We start from the raw sequence: 15,670 nt of genomic DNA, 5'->3' as shown, positions 1-15,670 counted from the left end.
AAATTAGTCCCGTGTTCAGTTACTATAAGTAACCAAACAATCCTTTCTGTAGTTTAAAGTGTTTAAGATTTATTGCTTAATTAGTAATAAGGATTTTTCGCAAAGCATTAGGGAATGAACAACTCCTTTCTTTAGAAAAATTGATGTTTAATGATTTCATTTACTATTTTATTGATTTTAACCAGAATTCAATACTTGGACCAAGTCCATCTTTCAACATTTCTTTTCCTGTTTTACATGCTTCTATACGGTCCGACAAGCATTCTATTTCGTGTTGTTTCATATTGTACTCATCAGTTCGTTCCAGAATTTTTTGTGCTTTTTCATCATCTGTAAATTGTTTGCTATTTTTTATACCTTCAATGTTATTCTTTTGTTCACTTAGTCTTTCTTCACACTTCTTTTTATGACCACTCCACTTATTGATTTTCTTTTCATATTCATCTGTAAGTTGTTTTAAATCAATCATTTTTTCTATATGAACAGGGTCCAATCTATATAAGAACCCTAATAATAATTGAGCAGTTCGTGTCTTTTCTTCAACAGAAAACATTTCACTAAAATTAGATGATGATCGTCTGACTCTATCACTTGCATGGCTATCTGAATTTAGAATTAAACGATACATGTAAGCTTTGAAGAACTCTCTTTCAGTTTCGTCCTGAATTTTTGAAAGTATTTCTTGATCAGTAGCTATTTCGCTGGGACCTAAGCTATAATTGAAAGTGGAATATGCCTCCAGAACACGTCTCATTGTGTTCCCAATGTATAGACTAAGTTTAGGTTCTAAACCAAGAGCGTATTTATAAATACTGTTAATTTGTTGTCTATAGAAATTATATTCCTTCTCTCTTTCAATTAAACCCTCATAGGTAAGTTCCAGACATAGAGTATTTTTTTTATAGCATTTTAAATCATTAAATATTGTGAAAAAATGATAATAAACTTCTTCATCATGTGTGCAGATAATAAATTGAGTCTCGCTATAAGCATTAGTAAGGGTTTCAACTTTATTCCTAAAAAAAGTATACAGTCCCACTTTATTTGAATAGTCTGTACTAGAAATAGGATCGTCAATAACAACTAATAATGATTCCGGTTCTTTGTCCTTTATTTTCTTCTCTAATTCAAAGAAAGAGTAAACCAAGGTAACTATATTTTTTTCAGCAGTGGATAACCTCGGGAAGAGGATTGGCTGCCCCCTAGTATAAATCATTCCTTTACCATCAATTCTCAAGCGTTGAGAGTCAAAAAAGATTGTAGAAAAATCTATATTTAAGCAATTAGAATTTTCTAAGGTGATTTGTTCAAGAAGTTTGTTCTTTAATTTTTCTAAAGTTATTAGAATATCTTCCAAATCCAATATTAAATCTGATAAATTGGAAATTTTTTTACCGTATATTGTTTTATCCTTAAGCGGGTCAATCAATTCTTTAGCAACTACATAGTTTATGCCTTGAAGAGCAAAGATATCATATAGTCCATCAATAAAATCAAGTTTCACCCTCACATCTTCTCTATGAAGCATATTTTCGATACCTTTTTTTAGCTTCTCAAGGACAACCTTTTTCTCGATGTTGTATTCTTTGCTAGAAGAAGAAATAAAACTTGATAATTTTTTTAATATTCCTAGTGGAGAATCATGAATAATAATCCTTCTTTTTGCTTTGTTAAAACTTCCAACTGCAAGAGATATTGGTAACTCTCTTACAAGCATCGTATCAGGATTTTTGTTTGTTCCTCCGTATCTTAAAAGTGATTTTACACTTTCTTCTAGCTCATAATTGAGTCTATCTATTTCCATATCTATAATTTTTACATCATCAGCAACATTTTCATCTGCAATAAAAATAGCATTATTTCCTATATTTGTAAATCTATAATCATCTCCTGTTTTTAATGTATAAATAACATCGCCATTGGTTATTTGATATGGTCGATTTCTAGAATTATAAAAAATTGATTCATTTTCTTCAACATTGCTTTTTTCATCAATCTCATTTGCAAGCGTCGTTTTCCCCATCCCATTTCTAGCGAAAATTAGATGAGGTTTGAAGTATTTTTTCCCTCCATAAGTGAATTCTTTGAACTCTGATTCTACTCTTCTACTAGGCAAAAAATCTTTTTCAATAATTATTTTTTGATATTTCATAACTATAGTTCCAATCTAAACTTTTATAATTCAAAGCCACTAATTCCTTCTCATAGTTCTATCTTAATTTATCTTCAGCATACTCAATCATCTTCTCTGCAGTTGCTTTGTCATAGTGGAAGCCGGTTTTGAGAGAGAAAGCTTGTGCCTCTTTGTGGAAAAAGTGCATGGTAGCTAAGAGAGACTTGGTGATTTTTTTCTGGTCAGAAAAATCAAGCAAGGCTGTAAATTCTTTCTCTTTTTCAGCAGGAAAATGCTGAAAGAGGTACTTGTAGTTCTTGCCAACATCGACCGTTCCCTTTTCTGCTGCCACTTGCCAAGCTAACAGCTTGAGCAATTCTTGCTGGCAGATTCCATACAGATGATCCGTCGCATAGACGAGGTGGTTTCGATGAATGCCCTTGACTACATAAGCTGACACCCACCAGAATTCATTGCAAGATTTATCAAAGTCAATCGCACTGGCTGGTGCCGTCCAATAGCGCTTGGGTGTAGGTGCATAAGGAGCAAACAGCCCCTGTGGGTCATCCAGCACCGTGAAATCTGCTTCGTTATCCACCCACTCTTTGATGTGCTCCTTTGGGCAAAGGGTCAAATCTATCCGATTGCCATCTTCAAAGAGCATGAGATAGAGGCGGCGATGGTCTACTAGGACATGCTGCTCAATCATGCGCTTGCCAAACTTTTCCAACCAAGCAAGGTCAGCCACCATGCCATCCAAATCCTCCACAATGTAGACCACATCATAGTCTTGGAACTCATCCTTGGGAGCCTTTGGGTTTGTCCGCGAGCCGGACATAGCAACAGCCTCGACCTGTAGCGCTTTTGCGGTTTGCAAAATCAAATCTAGCATTTCGGGTTCAGTTCTCATGGGAATACCTGCCTTTTCAGTGAAAACTTTCGATTCTGTAGAGGACATGTCTATAAAGCGGACTGTCTGCTAGAACTTTTTCATTATCAAATTCTTTGACAAATTCCATGCCTAGCTTTTGCATGACTTTTTGCGAAGAGAGATTGAGTAAGGATGTAAAAGAGTAAACTTCTGACAAGCCAGCTTGCTGAAAAGCAAAGTCTAGACAGGCTTGGGCAGCCTCCGTCGCATAACCATCTTGGCCAGTTCAAGCGAATCCGTCAGACCCAGTTTATTGTCAAGCGTCATTGGCTGTCTCCTCTCATTCAGATTTTCTAAATCCTGTACCAACAGGCTTAAAACCTACTGTCTGATAAAATCCATCTACTTCAGATATGAGTTCAATCCGTGTCAAAGGATATTTTTTGTGGATCTCCTCAATCAGCTGCCGTCCCAATCCTTTTCCGCGATAGGATTTATCAATGATAATCTCAGCTAAAAAGGTCGTCATGACTTCATCTGTCAAGTAGCGGGCAAAACCAAGGATTTTCTGGTTCTCTTCAACTACCACGTAATGAGACAGATTTGTTGAAAATAGTGATGTCACTTTTTCCTCTGTAAAAGACATCCATTTTTCAGTTTGATAAAGGCCATAAATAGCTTGACAATCTTTTGTGCTTGCAGGTCTGATTATCATTTTCTACTCCTTTCAAATCCGATGCGACCACTAACAATTTTTCAACTCAAATTTAGTTATATTCTAGTTGCTCTCCGCCACTTCTTCTTTCACTTTCTTAGCTGGTTTGCGTTTTTTGTAGCGGCTGCGGATGGTATTGAGGTGGTCGCGGAGATTGACCACGTGAGTTCTTTCAGGATAAGCGTAGGCAATGATCGCAGTGAAGTCCACTAGAAAATCATAGATTTCTTGCAGCTTGAGGCGAACGTTCTTATTCTGACTCGGTGTCTTGCCCTTGAGCTCAGTCAATCGTTCCTTGTAGACCTTTTCAAAGGCCTTCTGAGCAGCTGCCAGACTGTCGACATGGGCTTCCAGATGAAGCTTAGCCAGTGCCGTCTGGTAGGCTGGCTTTTTCAGCTCTTGGAGTAGGTGGTTGATTCCCTCGGTCTCCTTTTCCAAGCTTGTTGCAGCTAGACCGGTGTAGTTTTTCAGGAGCTGAGACAGGGGCTCATAAGCTTCCTTGGTCGCTGCGTCCTTGACCCGCGCAAAGGCCCGAACCAAAGACTGGAGCGTACCCAAGGCATCATCGCGCTCGCGGTCAGCCTGATCCAGACTAGCCACCAGCTTGCTGGACTTGGTCTGATGAAGCCCGCCCTGTAGCTGTTCCAGAAGTTTGTCCATCTCATCCAGCTTGGTCGTGTAAATGCCATCCACCTTATTTTCCTTGATAAATGCCGCAACCTCGCTCCGACTCTCGGACATGAGCTGGAAAAATTCGTTGTTTTCTAAATTGCGTACAGTTAAACTAGTAATTCCATATTCTTTTTTCATAAAACTCCTCTTTCTTCATGTGTTTTTTAATCTTTTACTCCAAAACCGCTCAGAACACATGTAAACGTTCGGCTTTTGCTCTAAAAATGCAAATCACACATGTGTGATTTGGTTTTTTACTCTGAAACAAGAAATTCTTCATGTGAAATTTCTTGTTTTAGAGCTAGGGAAAGTAATTCTTCGTATAGAATGAAGTCATTTCTTTTTTAATTCATTTAACTTAGATAAATTTTTTCCCATTTCCAGGCTGAGAATCACAAACAAGGTTGAAGTATATATTTTATCATACCATTGTTCCAATTCCTCATCATTCATATTGAGATGATATTGCTCATCGTTGTTATGTCTTAGCCCTCCTTTGTTATACATCTCAGAGAGCATATCAAAAGCAATAATTTTTGTTCTATCCTTATTTAGTCGTAATACTTCTTTTAATTCATTATAAATGACTTTTGATTCATCAGATAGTCCTTTAGGTCGTTTAAACTCCTTGAGATATGGCTCCAAATAGCCTGCTAAAGAAAGAAGTATCTCTTTCTTACGCTGAATATTTCTCTTATTTGAAAAATGATTATATTCTAAAACCTTTATCGCATCTTCAATACTAGTTTCAGATATAATCTGAGAAACTTCCGAGGCATAGGCATTCTTTTCAACAATGATCTTGTCACCATTTTCTAAAGTAATCAGTTCATGATTTGTTTTATCTAAAGAATACTCTAATCTTTCACATAATTTTTCGTATTGATCCATTAGAGAAGTATGCTTTATAGTTTCTTTCCAAATTTCAAACTCATTATCATCTTCAGGAATCCAGCCAGAATCCTCTGTTTTTTTAAGTTCTTTAGATGTCACGTAGTTTTTTGCAAATTTATCTTTATTTCTTATTTCTGAATATAAATCAATAATAAATTCAAAAGCAGTATAAAGGTAATCAACACTGGTATAATATTGGGAAATAGCTGTAAATTTTTCTTCAAATGTAACATACTGTCCTTTCTTCTCCACTGGATAATACTCTTTGTATCTATCAGAAAAAAATGTCTGCAGATTCGTTTTATGATTCTCTATATAAATATCTTCATGCAGTATTTTTCTTACAATATCCATTTCCTTCTTAGCATTAAATCTCATATTCTGAATAAGCTCAAAATAATTTTGTCTTGTCATAATATCTCCCATACTATTTTAAAAAGCGGTCGCTTCTTCAAGCGTAAACTTGACATTATCCTCAATCCACTTGCGGCGTGGTTCGACCTTGTCGCCCATGAGGACATTGACACGACGTTCGGCGCGGGCCAAGTCTTCGATGGTGACACGGATGAGGGTGCGGGTATCGGGATTCATGGTCGTCTCCCAGAGCTGGTCGGCGTTCATTTCACCGAGCCCTTTGTAGCGCTGAAGCATTGCACCCTTGCCAAACTTGCGGCGCAGGTCATCCAGTTCGCCATCGGTCCAGGCATACTCGACGACTTCGCTCTTGCCCTTGCCCTTGGACATCTTGTAGAGAGGCGGCAGGGCGATATAGACGCGGCCAGCCTCGACCAGCGGGCGCATATAGCGATAGAAAAAGGTCAGCAGCAAGGTCTGGATATGGGCACCGTCGGTGTCCGCATCGGTCATGATGATGATCTTGTCATAGTTGGCATCCTCAAGGGTAAAGTCTGTTCCAACACCCGCTCCAATCGTGTAGATCATGGTGTTGATTTCTTCGTTCTTGAGAATGTCAGCCATCTTAGCCTTAGCAGTATTGATAACCTTACCGCGTAGAGGCAGGATAGCTTGGAACTTACGGTCACGGCCTTGCTTGGCAGAGCCACCGGCAGAGTCTCCCTCGACCAGATAGAGTTCGTTCTTGGCTGGATTCTTAGACTGGGCCGGAGTCAGCTTACCAGAGAGCAAGCCCTTGTCTTTCTTATTCTTCTTGCCGTTGCGGCTTTCGTCACGCGCCTTGCGGGCTGCTTCCCTGGCATCTCTGGCCTTGATAGCCTTGCGGATAAGATTAGATGCCAGCTCACCATTTTCCAAGAGGAAGAAGGTCAGCTTGTCAGAGACAATGGAGTCCACGGCCGGACGAGCCAAAGGACTGCCCAGCTTGTCCTTGGTCTGGCCTTCAAACTGCAGGTGAGCTTCAGGGACCAGGATGGATAGGACAGCAGCTAGACCCTCGCGGTAGTCCGAGCCTTCCAGATTCTTGTCCTTTTCCTTGAGCAGGCCGGTCTTTCTGGCATAGTCGTTCATGGCCTTGGTGATAGCGGTCTTGAGCCCTGTCTCGTGGGTACCGCCGTCCTTGGTGCGGACGTTATTGACAAAGGACAGGATATTATCGGCGTAGCCGTCGTTGTACTGGAGAGCCACCTGAACTTGGAAGCCGCTCTCCTCGCCCTCAAAATAGAGGACAGGAGTCAGGGTTTCCTTGTCTTCATTGAGATAGCTGACAAAGTCTTCAACCCCGTTTTCATAGTGAAACTCTACTTCTTCGCCAGTCCGCGCATCGCTCAGTGACAGTCGGACATTCTTGAGCAGGAAGGCTGATTCCTTAAGCCGCTCAGCAATAGTGTTGTACTTGAAGTCTGTCGTTGAAAAAATCGTATCGTCCGGCATGAAGGTGACTTTGGTCCCAGACTTAGACTTAGGTGCAGTGCCGATTTTCTTGAGCGTAGTGACTGGTTTTCCGCCATTTTCAAAGCGCTGCTTGTAAACAGTCCCATCCCGCGTGATTTCCACTTCCAACCAGCTAGATAGGGCATTGACAACGGAGGAACCTACACCGTGGAGACCACCTGAGGTCTTATAACCACCTTGACCGAACTTACCTCCGGCGTGGAGAACGGTGAAGATGACCTCAACCGTGGGAATGCCCATAGCGTGCTTGCCGACTGGCATCCCGCGTCCGTGGTCTGCGACAGTCAGACTGCCGTCTTTGTTTATCGTCACATCAATTCGGTCACCAAAGCCTGACAGGGCTTCATCGACAGCATTGTCCACAATCTCCCAGACCAGATGGTGGAGTCCCGCTCCGTCGGTTGAGCCAATATACATCCCCGGACGTTTGCGGACCGCGTCCAACCCTTCTAATACCTGAATAGCATCGTCATTATAATTGTTAATATTAATTTCCTTTTTTGCCACAAGAACCTCCTAATGATTCATCTTTTCTATCTTACAAGTTTTTGGCAAATATTGCAAAGATTTTTTTGAAAAAACTGCTGATGAGGACTGATTTCACACGAAGAAGAATCCAATATCCGAGTAGACATTTCCTGCTATAAATTCTATCCTTTTCTATTGTAAGAAAGCGAAATAATGGTATAATAAAATCATGTTGAACACGATAATTGGATTAATACTAGCATATTTACTGGGCTCTATTCCGACTGGGCTTTGGATTGGGCAAATTTTCTTTAAGAAGAACCTGCGAGAATACGGCAGCGGCAATACCGGAACGACCAATACTTTCCGCATTTTGGGAAAGACCGCGGGGACGGCTACTTTTGCGATCGACTTTCTCAAAGGAACTGCAGCGACCCTGCTGCCTTTCTTTTTGCATATTGAGGGAGTTTCGCCGCTTGTCTTTGGCCTCTTGGCTGTGATTGGCCATACCTTTCCTATCTTTGCTGGCTTTAAGGGCGGCAAGGCCGTGGCAACCAGTGCAGGGGTTGTTCTGGGCTTCTCACCAGCCTTCTTTGTCTATCTGATTGTCATCTTTGCCAGCATCCTCTATCTAGGCAGTATGATTTCTCTGGCAAGCGTGCTCTCAGCAGTCATCGCTATTCTATCTGCCCTGCTCTTTCCTTTAGTCGGCTTTATCCTGCTCAGCTATGACCTCTTCTTCACTCTTATTATCATTGCGCTGGCTTTGATTATTATCCTCCGGCACAAGGACAATATCCAACGTATCAAACAGAAAAAAGAAAATTTAATCCCTTGGGGTTTGAATATCACACATCAAAATCCTGAGACTAAGAAATAAAACGGAAGTGAACAACTTCCGTTTTATTGTGTCTTCTAACTAGTCTTCTTTGTGACTTTTCTTAATTCCTACCAATCCAAAGAATCCTAAAACCATACCAACTAGGCTCAAGGTAACTGCTGATTCGCTGCCTGTCTGTGGCAGTTCTTTAGCTGCAGGATCCTTAGTGAAGGTCTTGGCAACATGAACTGCTACTTGCTTGGTTTGTTTTGGCGTGTTGGCCATTGGAGCTGCCTGTTTTCCAGGATCAGCTGCTTTGGCACCAGCTGGGTAGGAAGCTGCATTAGCTGGATCTGTTCCTTGCTTGATTTCCTCAATATCTGTGTAGCCATCGCCGTCTGTATCCTTAGTGGATGAAATAGAGATAGCACGTGAGTTTGGATTGATAACCGCATAGGCTGTCAAATCAGCTTTTGCCAGATAGTCTGCGAAAGCCACATCCATAGATGGACCTTCCTCGCGAGGGCCGCCCAGCATGGTATAGCCGTCACCACCAGCAGCCAAGAAGTCATTAGTCGTCAGATAGTAAGTCTTATTTGGATCAAGAGGCTCATAAACACCCGTTTCTTTGTTCTTAATCTCAATGTGGAGGACACGCTGATCAGCTGGCAGAGTGGTGTCGTAGTAGACTTTAGCTCCTGAGATTTGCAGGTAACCACCGCTTGGTTCTAGCAAGGGTTGGCCGTTCTCATCCAGCACAGGTTTACCATCTTTCTCCTGGAGAATAGAGCCTAGAGATTTGGCAAACATATCTGCAATATTTTGACCAGTAACCTTGATTTGAGAAATAGTATTCCCAAAAGGCAATACGGCGATAACATCTCCCTTGGTGATTGGCTTGTCTTTGGCAATAGTTTCGCGCAGACCGCCTCCGTTAGTAACAGCTAAGTCTGTTTTATTGGCAAAGCCAGTTTGACCATAATCGTAGAGAGCATCCGCTACGACATTACCCAGATTGGTTTCCCGAACACGGACATTTTCACGGTCACCATTAAGCTCTACTGGGCTGTTTGCCACGATAACCTTGGCATTATCAGCGTCGTACCTGGCTTTAATCTTGCTGACCATGTCTGCTACAACTGGGTCTGGAGCGACTTTTTTAGCTGTTTCAGCAGGAATTTGCTGAGGATTTCCCAGAAGCTGATTGGCCTTGAAAGTCACTTTACCGATATTGTGTAGGTAGCTACCGGTCTGGTTGTAGGTGACATTATCGCCATAAGTCGTAGACTCTACTGTGTGGGAGTGGCCGTCAATAACGGTTACGCGCTTGCCTTTGAGCTTAGGATTTTTAGAAAGAGCTTCAGCCAAGGTTGAACCGCGCCACTCAGTCGGAGTTGTCGTGTCAACACCCAAGTGAGCTAGAACAACGTAGTTTTTGTAGTTCTTTCCTTCTGCTGCTGCGCGTGCTTCAATTTCGTCAATAACTCGATTAACCTCTGTGATTGGATCAGTGAAGGTAACACCTTGGATGTTTTTAGGGTGAGTTTTTGTAGCAGTTTCAGGTGTTGTCACACCGATTACCACAAACTCATCTCCCTCAACCGCTGGATCCTTGTCTACAATAGTAGATGCTTGGAAAACTCGAGCATTATTAGCGTAGGTATTGGAACTTAGGAGTGGGAATTTAAGAATTTCCTTGTATTTCTTTGCCTCATCTAGACCAAAGTCAAACTCATGGTTTCCGACTGCCATAGCATCGTAGCCTATTTCATTGAGGATTTTCGCTCGTTCTTCACCTTTTGAGCTATTGGAAATTGGCAGCCCCTGGAAGGCATCACCCGCATCCACAACTAGCACTTTAGGATTTTTAGCGCGCTCTTCCTTGATAACAGTAGCCAGCTTAGCATCACCGATAACGCCTTTTTCCTCTACAATGCGACCGTGCACATCGTTGGTATGGAGAATCGTAGCCTCTGGTAGATTTTCAGACTGGGCTGGTGCTGCAGCGGCTTCTGTCGCAGCTGGACCAGCCGGAGCAGCTGTATTCTGACTATCTGCTGCTGGCTTTTCTTCTGCTGAAGCTGCTGGAGCAGTTGGTTGCACTTCAGAAGCTGTCTCAGCAGCTGGCTGATTGGTCAACTCAGCCTTTGCTGGCTCTGGACTAGCCTGAGCCTCTTCTGCAGAGACTTGATGGGCCAAAAAAGCAGGTGCCAAAAGCACCGTTGATAGAACAGGTAAGATGAAAAATTTCTTCTTCATATAACGAACACTCCTCTTTAGTATTTTGTTATATTATACATCTTTTTTGCTTAAAAAGGAACTAAACCACTACTATTTTAACAAACATTCGGTTTTTCAGAAAATTACTAGAAAATTTTCTGTGTTAAAAAAGACCCTGAAATTCATCAGAGTCTAATCTGCATTATCCTTTAAAGACAACTTCCCCATCACAGATAGTAAACTTCACTTGGCCTTTAAGCTTTTCACCAACAAAAGGTGAATTGGCTGCCTTGGAGGCAAAGTGGTCAGTCACAAGTCTATCTGCTTCTGGATCAAATATTGTCAAATCAGCAGGACCATCCTGAGCGATGAATCCAGCATCAAAACCATACAACTGAGCTGGATTAAATGTCATTTTCTCCAAAAGCTCCATCAAGCTCAGATGACCAGCCTCTACCAAGTAGGTCAGTCCCAGAGAAAGCGAAGTCTCAAGCCCAGTCATACCAGAAGGCGCCTGAGTGATATCGGCTACATTTTTCTCGTCAGCATGATGTGGAGCATGGTCCGTCGCAATGACAGAAATGATACCTGATTTGAGCCCCTCAATAACCGCCAGACGGTCCGATTCTAAGCGCAGAGGCGGATTCATCTTAGCATTACTACCCTTGGTCAATAGCAAAGCTTCTGTCTTAGAGAAGTGCTGAGGTGCTGCTTCAGCAGTGACTTGAGCGCCTAGCTTCTGAGCGAATTCCACAACCTTTACACTCTCAGCCTTGGACAAATGCTGGATATGCACATGAGCCTTTGCATCATAAGCAATCATGACATCGCGAGCAACCATGCTGTACTCTGCCACACCTGTCGCGCCGCAGATATGAAAATGCTCTTTAGCAATATGCTCGTTAAAACCGAGTATGCCGTTGAGATTGGGATCTTCCTCGTGCAAGCTGATAAAGGTGTCATTTTTACGTGCTTCTACGAGCGCCTGGCGGACAATGCCAGCGTTGGTCAGTGGAATACCGTCATCAGAAAAACCTACTGCACCAGCTGCCAAGAGACCTTGAAAATCTGTCAGATGCTGTCCATCAAAATTCTCTGTAATTGTTGCAACCGACTTGATATGGATATTTTCCCGACTAGCCGACTCCAGTACTTCTTTCAGAGTTTCAACTGTAGAAATGGTCGGATTGGTATTGGCCATCATTACAACGGTCGTAAAACCACCTGCTGCTGCTGCCAAGGCCCCCGTGTGAATATCTTCCTTATGAGTCTGGCCCGGCTCCCGAAAATGAACGTGTATATCCACCAAACCTGGAGCCACAACCAAACCACTCGTGTCAATAACTTTTGCTCCTTCTGCCTGCAAATCTTGACCGATTTTGACAATTTTCTTCCCCTCGACCAAGAGGTCAGTAATTTGGTCAAAACCAGTCTTAGGATCCATAACTCGTCCGTTTTTGATTAATAGCATCATCTTATCTCCTTATTCGTAAAAGTCCACCTGCGTATCCAATAGCTTATCTCCGTCATAAACAAACTTTGCAGAAAAGAAAGGCTTGTCTTCTAAAAGCCACTCAACAAAAGTATGATCGCCTTCCCAGGTTGGTTTAGATAAAACCTGGTCATAGGGCACCCATTCCAAAGTCCCTTCGTTGCATTCAATCAGTTCACCCTCAAACTCAGTCACCTTAAAAACATAGGTGTACCAGTCCAAGTCGGGAGTAAACTCCGGAAAAGTAATAACGCCTTTGAGAACAGGTTTAGCCTTTAGTCCTGTTTCCTCTAGAATCTCGCGTGCAGCGCATTCCTGCGGGGTTTCTCCTCGCTCTAGCTTGCCACCGACACCAATCCACTTCCCAGCATGAACATCATTGGGCTTTTTGTTGCGGTGCAGCATGAGAAACTCCCGGCCATTATCGATATAACAAATCGTTGCTAACTGAACCATACTACCTCCTAAGCTAACCAATCAATAGGTTCCAAGCCCTTAGCCACTAAGAAATCATTGGTACGTGAAAAAGGTTTGCTGCCAAAGAAACCACGGTAAGCTGACAGCGGACTTGGGTGAGCTGACTCGATAATCAAATGTTGGGAATTACTAATCAAGGCTTTTTTCTTACGGGCGTAAGAACCCCATAGGATAAAGACAACTGGATGAGACTTTTCATTGACTACTTTGATAATAGCATCTGTAAAAGGCTCCCAGATTAAGCCGGCATGCGCATTGGCCTGGCCAGCAGGCACAGTCAGCCCAGCATTGAGCAAGAGAACACCTTGCTGAGCCCAGGAAGTCAAATCATGCGACTCCTTCACTCCAATATCGTCTGCAAGTTCTTTAAGAATATTCTGCAAAGAAGGCGGAGCTGGAATGTCATCAGGTACAGAGAAACTCAAGCCTTGTGCCTGTCTCGGTCCGTGGTAGGGATCCTGCCCCAAAATAACTACCTTAACATCTGCTAAATCTGTCGTCTGAATCGCATTAAACACCTTTTCCCGAGGTGGGTAAATGGTCCCCGAAGCATACACTTCATCTAAAAAATGATTGATTTTTGAAAAATAACCTTCCGGCAATTGCTCCTTAATCAAAGCGTGCCAAGCTGAATGCTGCATATATGTCTCCTCTCATTTCCTACGATAAAATTCTCTTATCTTATCCACCTAAGTGCTCTTCTGAGTTCTGCTCTGCCATTTTCCAGAAAACAAGAACCGTGGGCTAGGATGATTTTTTCCGGTTGCCAAGCTAGCATCTGCTCTAGACATTCTTTGGCTTCTTTTTGATGACCGATAAAGGTCATACGGTAGTCAATAGGCGTCTGGCCATCCGGAGCTGCAACACGAACTAATTTATAAGCCTTGCCGCGAATCTGACTTGGAAAATGCTCTGTTTCAAAATTCTCAATCAAATCTGTCAAAATCAAGGTTTGACTGTCCTTATGAAAAAAGACAACTTCCTCAATATAAGTACTTCCCTTGAAAACCAACTGATCTATCTGACCTGCCCAAGCTTCTGGAGCCTCATCTGTCAGCTTTTCATCAAAAGAGACTGGTATTTTCTGCTTGGCTGCTCTCTCTTCCACTCCTGGGCTAGACCAAGCAATTGCCTCAGGATAACGCTTCTTCCAGTCAGCTATATAGGCATAGTGAATCTTATTAGGTGAAACAAGATGCGCAACTGGTCCCAAAGCGTCCAACTGGTCAAACAAGGCTTGATTTGGTTGGATTGGTGAATGACACCAGAGCTGGCCATTTGCTAACTTGATGACAGTCATTCGGGTGGAAAAGGGCAACTGTGTCAGAACCGCATCCATCTCAATCAAATCACCGTCGACAATCCAGATATTCTCGGCAATAGGTTTCAAGGTATAAAGCGGTTCATAGATAGGAACAGGTCTTTTCATTCTAAAGACTCCTTCTTTCTAGTCCAAAAACGAAACTTCCTTAGGACTTGTGGGTACTGAGATAAGCCCATAGCAGACAGAATCAGAATCTGTGGCAAAAACTGAATCAAATAACGGGTCTTTCCTCCCTCAAAAATCTGCAGAAAAAGCAGGCCGCCAAAAACAGCTAAGGTTAGAAAATTCAGTTCGTCACTGGATCGATATTTCCAAAGCGCAAAAACAAGTCCTGCTGCCATGACAATCCAAACCACCTGCTTGGACAGCGAGAAATAGACAAATTCTGACTTGTCAGTGTTCAGGAAGAAGTCACGGACAAACTGAGTTAAAGGATTATCTTTCGTATCTTGGTAAAAAGGCGATATATAAGGCGTCTTTTCATTTTCGACACTGCGGTAGAGCCAGCCCAAATCACCTTCAGCTACAGTCAGAGACTGCTTGTGGAAGAGATGATGAGCAAAAGTCAAAGGATTATAATCGCTTAAGCGCCGCTTGATTTCCTTGATAACATATTCCTTGGCAAACATGCCATTGTTATAGTCATATTGCTTATCAGGCTCAATATACTGCAAGAGCCCTTCTTTCATATCTTCCTGATTGTGGCCATTGAAGGTCAGACCTAGATTAATAAAGAGCAAAGGACCTTTTGCCAATCCCTCTCCCTCCATAATCGGCACTTCCGTCTGGTGCTTGGACCAGTAATGCAGCGGGGCATAGCTAATCGCAAAACTGCAAGCAAAAACGACTAGTGTCAGAAAGAACTTCTTCCAATTCTTTTTAAAAAAGAGGACTCCGAAGACAGCTATCAGCAAAATCATTACTGTTGGTCTAAAGAAGAAAGCCAGACTAGTCATCAGCCCAAGCAAAATACTGCGCCAAACCAGCTGTCGGCTAGATTCCTCTCCCTTCAGCAATCCCAAAACTAGGAAAATCTGCAAACTGATGAAAGGCAGGGGCGGAATATCGGTATACATTGAAAAGAAATAAGGAGAAAAGCCCAGTAAAAGCACATAAAGACTAAAGACAGCATCTGCAGCCTTTTGGGAAAAATACTTTTGGCAACCCTTATAGAGAATCAAGGCCGTTACGTTAGTATAAACAATATTTAAGGCCTGCATGACCCATAGACCAGATTCTCCAAATACATTAAAGAAAAAACGCTCGTAGAGAAATAGTGAGACATTGTTAGGATTCCGGGTCAGATAGCTGGAAATGGAGCTTTCTTTCAGAGTTTTGAAAGCCCCTGTAAAGACCACAGCTGCGTCACGCCTAATCAAAAGCTCTGCCGAAAAGAGCATAATCAGCTGAAAAATAAAGGCAGCTAACATAATAAGAAGTTTATGCTTCATCAGCCAATGATAAGCTTTTTCTAGCAAATGCCGATAGCGATAGGCCAGATAAGCCAAGCCGGCAAAAGCAATCATAGCTATACTATTCAGCTCTGCAACATGCCAGATGGCAATCAGAAACCAGTGAACAGCTGTAATCAGCAACACTTTCTGTAATATCGAAAAGGATAGATGATAAATCTTAGACATAGCTCTATTATACCAAACACCGAGACTTTAAGCCATTTTTAAAGGCAAGACAAGGACGTTTTACTGAAAAATGACCTGAATAAGAGTCAGATCAT

13 protein-coding genes and 1 pseudogene are annotated in these 15,670 nt (G+C 42.3%); 1 reads left to right on the top strand and 13 read right to left on the bottom strand.

All coding sequences use genetic code 11. The features are described from left to right. Positions 1 to 163 precede the first annotated feature (163 nt). From HMPREF1150_RS01765 to parE, 7 genes and pseudogenes are all read right to left on the bottom strand, one after another. Positions 164 to 2,152, bottom strand: coding sequence for an AAA family ATPase (locus HMPREF1150_RS01765; protein ID WP_009660272.1), 1,989 nt, complete (start codon positions 2,150 to 2,152; stop codon positions 164 to 166). 58 nt (positions 2,153 to 2,210) lie between these two features. Then, entirely contained in the window at positions 2,211 to 3,023 is an 813-nt protein-coding gene (locus tag HMPREF1150_RS01770; protein WP_032905792.1) for an aminoglycoside 6-adenylyltransferase, read from the bottom strand. 16 nt (positions 3,024 to 3,039) lie between these two features. Further along, positions 3,040 to 3,258 (bottom strand): annotated as a pseudogene (locus tag HMPREF1150_RS12175) (GNAT family N-acetyltransferase); the annotation flags it as partial. Positions 3,259 to 3,324: 66 nt separating this feature from the next. After that, positions 3,325 to 3,699 carry a GNAT family N-acetyltransferase gene (locus HMPREF1150_RS01775; RefSeq protein ID WP_009660485.1) on the bottom strand — a complete coding sequence of 125 codons (375 nt, stop codon included), beginning with the start codon at positions 3,697 to 3,699 and terminating at the stop codon, positions 3,325 to 3,327. 63 nt (positions 3,700 to 3,762) lie between these two features. Beyond that, entirely contained in the window at positions 3,763 to 4,509 is a 747-nt protein-coding gene (locus tag HMPREF1150_RS01780; protein WP_009660449.1) for a DUF6261 family protein, read from the bottom strand. Positions 4,510 to 4,704: 195 nt separating this feature from the next. Next, positions 4,705 to 5,679 carry a hypothetical protein gene (locus HMPREF1150_RS01785; RefSeq protein WP_009660294.1) on the bottom strand — a complete coding sequence of 325 codons (975 nt, stop codon included), beginning with the start codon at positions 5,677 to 5,679 and terminating at the stop codon, positions 4,705 to 4,707. Between the two features lie 18 nt (positions 5,680 to 5,697). Continuing rightward, positions 5,698 to 7,641 (bottom strand): DNA topoisomerase IV subunit B, encoded by a 1,944-nt coding sequence (gene parE / locus HMPREF1150_RS01790; RefSeq protein ID WP_009660365.1) that lies wholly within the window; start codon positions 7,639 to 7,641, stop codon positions 5,698 to 5,700. Between the two features lie 190 nt (positions 7,642 to 7,831). Here parE and plsY point away from each other — a divergent pair, with 190 nt between their 5' ends. Then, positions 7,832 to 8,482: a glycerol-3-phosphate 1-O-acyltransferase PlsY gene (gene plsY / locus HMPREF1150_RS01795; RefSeq protein ID WP_009660442.1), complete on the top strand. Its 651-nt coding sequence runs from the start codon at positions 7,832 to 7,834 to the stop codon at positions 8,480 to 8,482. 39 nt (positions 8,483 to 8,521) lie between these two features. Here the strand turns inward: plsY and nt5e are convergent, their stop codons facing one another. The 6 genes from nt5e to HMPREF1150_RS01825 form a co-directional block, all read right to left on the bottom strand. Continuing rightward, entirely contained in the window at positions 8,522 to 10,681 is a 2,160-nt protein-coding gene (gene nt5e / locus HMPREF1150_RS01800) for a cell surface ecto-5'-nucleotidase Nt5e (RefSeq protein ID WP_009660490.1), read from the bottom strand. Positions 10,682 to 10,844: 163 nt separating this feature from the next. Beyond that, positions 10,845 to 12,113 carry a dihydroorotase gene (locus HMPREF1150_RS01805; protein WP_032905790.1) on the bottom strand — a complete coding sequence of 423 codons (1,269 nt, stop codon included), beginning with the start codon at positions 12,111 to 12,113 and terminating at the stop codon, positions 10,845 to 10,847. 12 nt (positions 12,114 to 12,125) lie between these two features. Beyond that, positions 12,126 to 12,590: an 8-oxo-dGTP diphosphatase gene (locus tag HMPREF1150_RS01810; protein WP_002900284.1), complete on the bottom strand. Its 465-nt coding sequence runs from the start codon at positions 12,588 to 12,590 to the stop codon at positions 12,126 to 12,128. An 8-nt stretch (positions 12,591 to 12,598) separates the two neighbouring features. Beyond that, a complete protein-coding gene (locus HMPREF1150_RS01815; protein WP_009660309.1) occupies positions 12,599 to 13,252 on the bottom strand; it encodes a uracil-DNA glycosylase in 654 nt (217 codons plus the stop codon). Between the two features lie 35 nt (positions 13,253 to 13,287). Further along, positions 13,288 to 14,040 (bottom strand): DUF4336 domain-containing protein, encoded by a 753-nt coding sequence (locus HMPREF1150_RS01820; RefSeq protein ID WP_009660522.1) that lies wholly within the window; start codon positions 14,038 to 14,040, stop codon positions 13,288 to 13,290. Next, positions 14,037 to 15,575: a glycosyltransferase family 39 protein gene (locus HMPREF1150_RS01825; RefSeq protein ID WP_009660470.1), complete on the bottom strand. Its 1,539-nt coding sequence runs from the start codon at positions 15,573 to 15,575 to the stop codon at positions 14,037 to 14,039. Before HMPREF1150_RS01825 ends, HMPREF1150_RS01820 begins: the two co-directional genes overlap by 4 nt. Positions 15,576 to 15,670 lie beyond the last annotated feature (95 nt).

The organism is Streptococcus sp. AS14 (genome assembly GCF_000286495.1).
Classification (GTDB): Bacteria; Bacillota; Bacilli; order Lactobacillales; family Streptococcaceae; genus Streptococcus; species Streptococcus sanguinis_P.
Note: the sequence above shows the minus strand (reverse complement) of the source record. Positions and strands in the feature narration are given on the sequence as shown.

What these genes read in the sequence shown, in the direction of transcription:
- HMPREF1150_RS01765 (WP_009660272.1), bottom strand. Translation starts at nt 2,152, where the DNA reads ATGAAATATCAAAAAATAATTATTGAAAAAGATTTTTTGCCTAGTAGA.
- HMPREF1150_RS01770 (WP_032905792.1), bottom strand. Translation starts at nt 3,023, where the DNA reads ATGAGAACTGAACCCGAAATGCTAGATTTGATTTTGCAAACCGCAAAA.
- HMPREF1150_RS01775 (WP_009660485.1), bottom strand. Translation starts at nt 3,699, where the DNA reads ATGATAATCAGACCTGCAAGCACAAAAGATTGTCAAGCTATTTATGGC.
- HMPREF1150_RS01780 (WP_009660449.1), bottom strand. Translation starts at nt 4,509, where the DNA reads ATGAAAAAAGAATATGGAATTACTAGTTTAACTGTACGCAATTTAGAA.
- HMPREF1150_RS01785 (WP_009660294.1), bottom strand. Translation starts at nt 5,679, where the DNA reads ATGACAAGACAAAATTATTTTGAGCTTATTCAGAATATGAGATTTAAT.
- plsY (WP_009660442.1), top strand. Translation starts at nt 7,832, where the DNA reads ATGTTGAACACGATAATTGGATTAATACTAGCATATTTACTGGGCTCT.
- nt5e (WP_009660490.1), bottom strand. Translation starts at nt 10,681, where the DNA reads ATGAAGAAGAAATTTTTCATCTTACCTGTTCTATCAACGGTGCTTTTG.
- HMPREF1150_RS01805 (WP_032905790.1), bottom strand. Translation starts at nt 12,113, where the DNA reads ATGCTATTAATCAAAAACGGACGAGTTATGGATCCTAAGACTGGTTTT.
- HMPREF1150_RS01810 (WP_002900284.1), bottom strand. Translation starts at nt 12,590, where the DNA reads ATGGTTCAGTTAGCAACGATTTGTTATATCGATAATGGCCGGGAGTTT.
- HMPREF1150_RS01815 (WP_009660309.1), bottom strand. Translation starts at nt 13,252, where the DNA reads ATGCAGCATTCAGCTTGGCACGCTTTGATTAAGGAGCAATTGCCGGAA.
- HMPREF1150_RS01820 (WP_009660522.1), bottom strand. Translation starts at nt 14,040, where the DNA reads ATGAAAAGACCTGTTCCTATCTATGAACCGCTTTATACCTTGAAACCT.
- HMPREF1150_RS01825 (WP_009660470.1), bottom strand. Translation starts at nt 15,575, where the DNA reads ATGTCTAAGATTTATCATCTATCCTTTTCGATATTACAGAAAGTGTTG.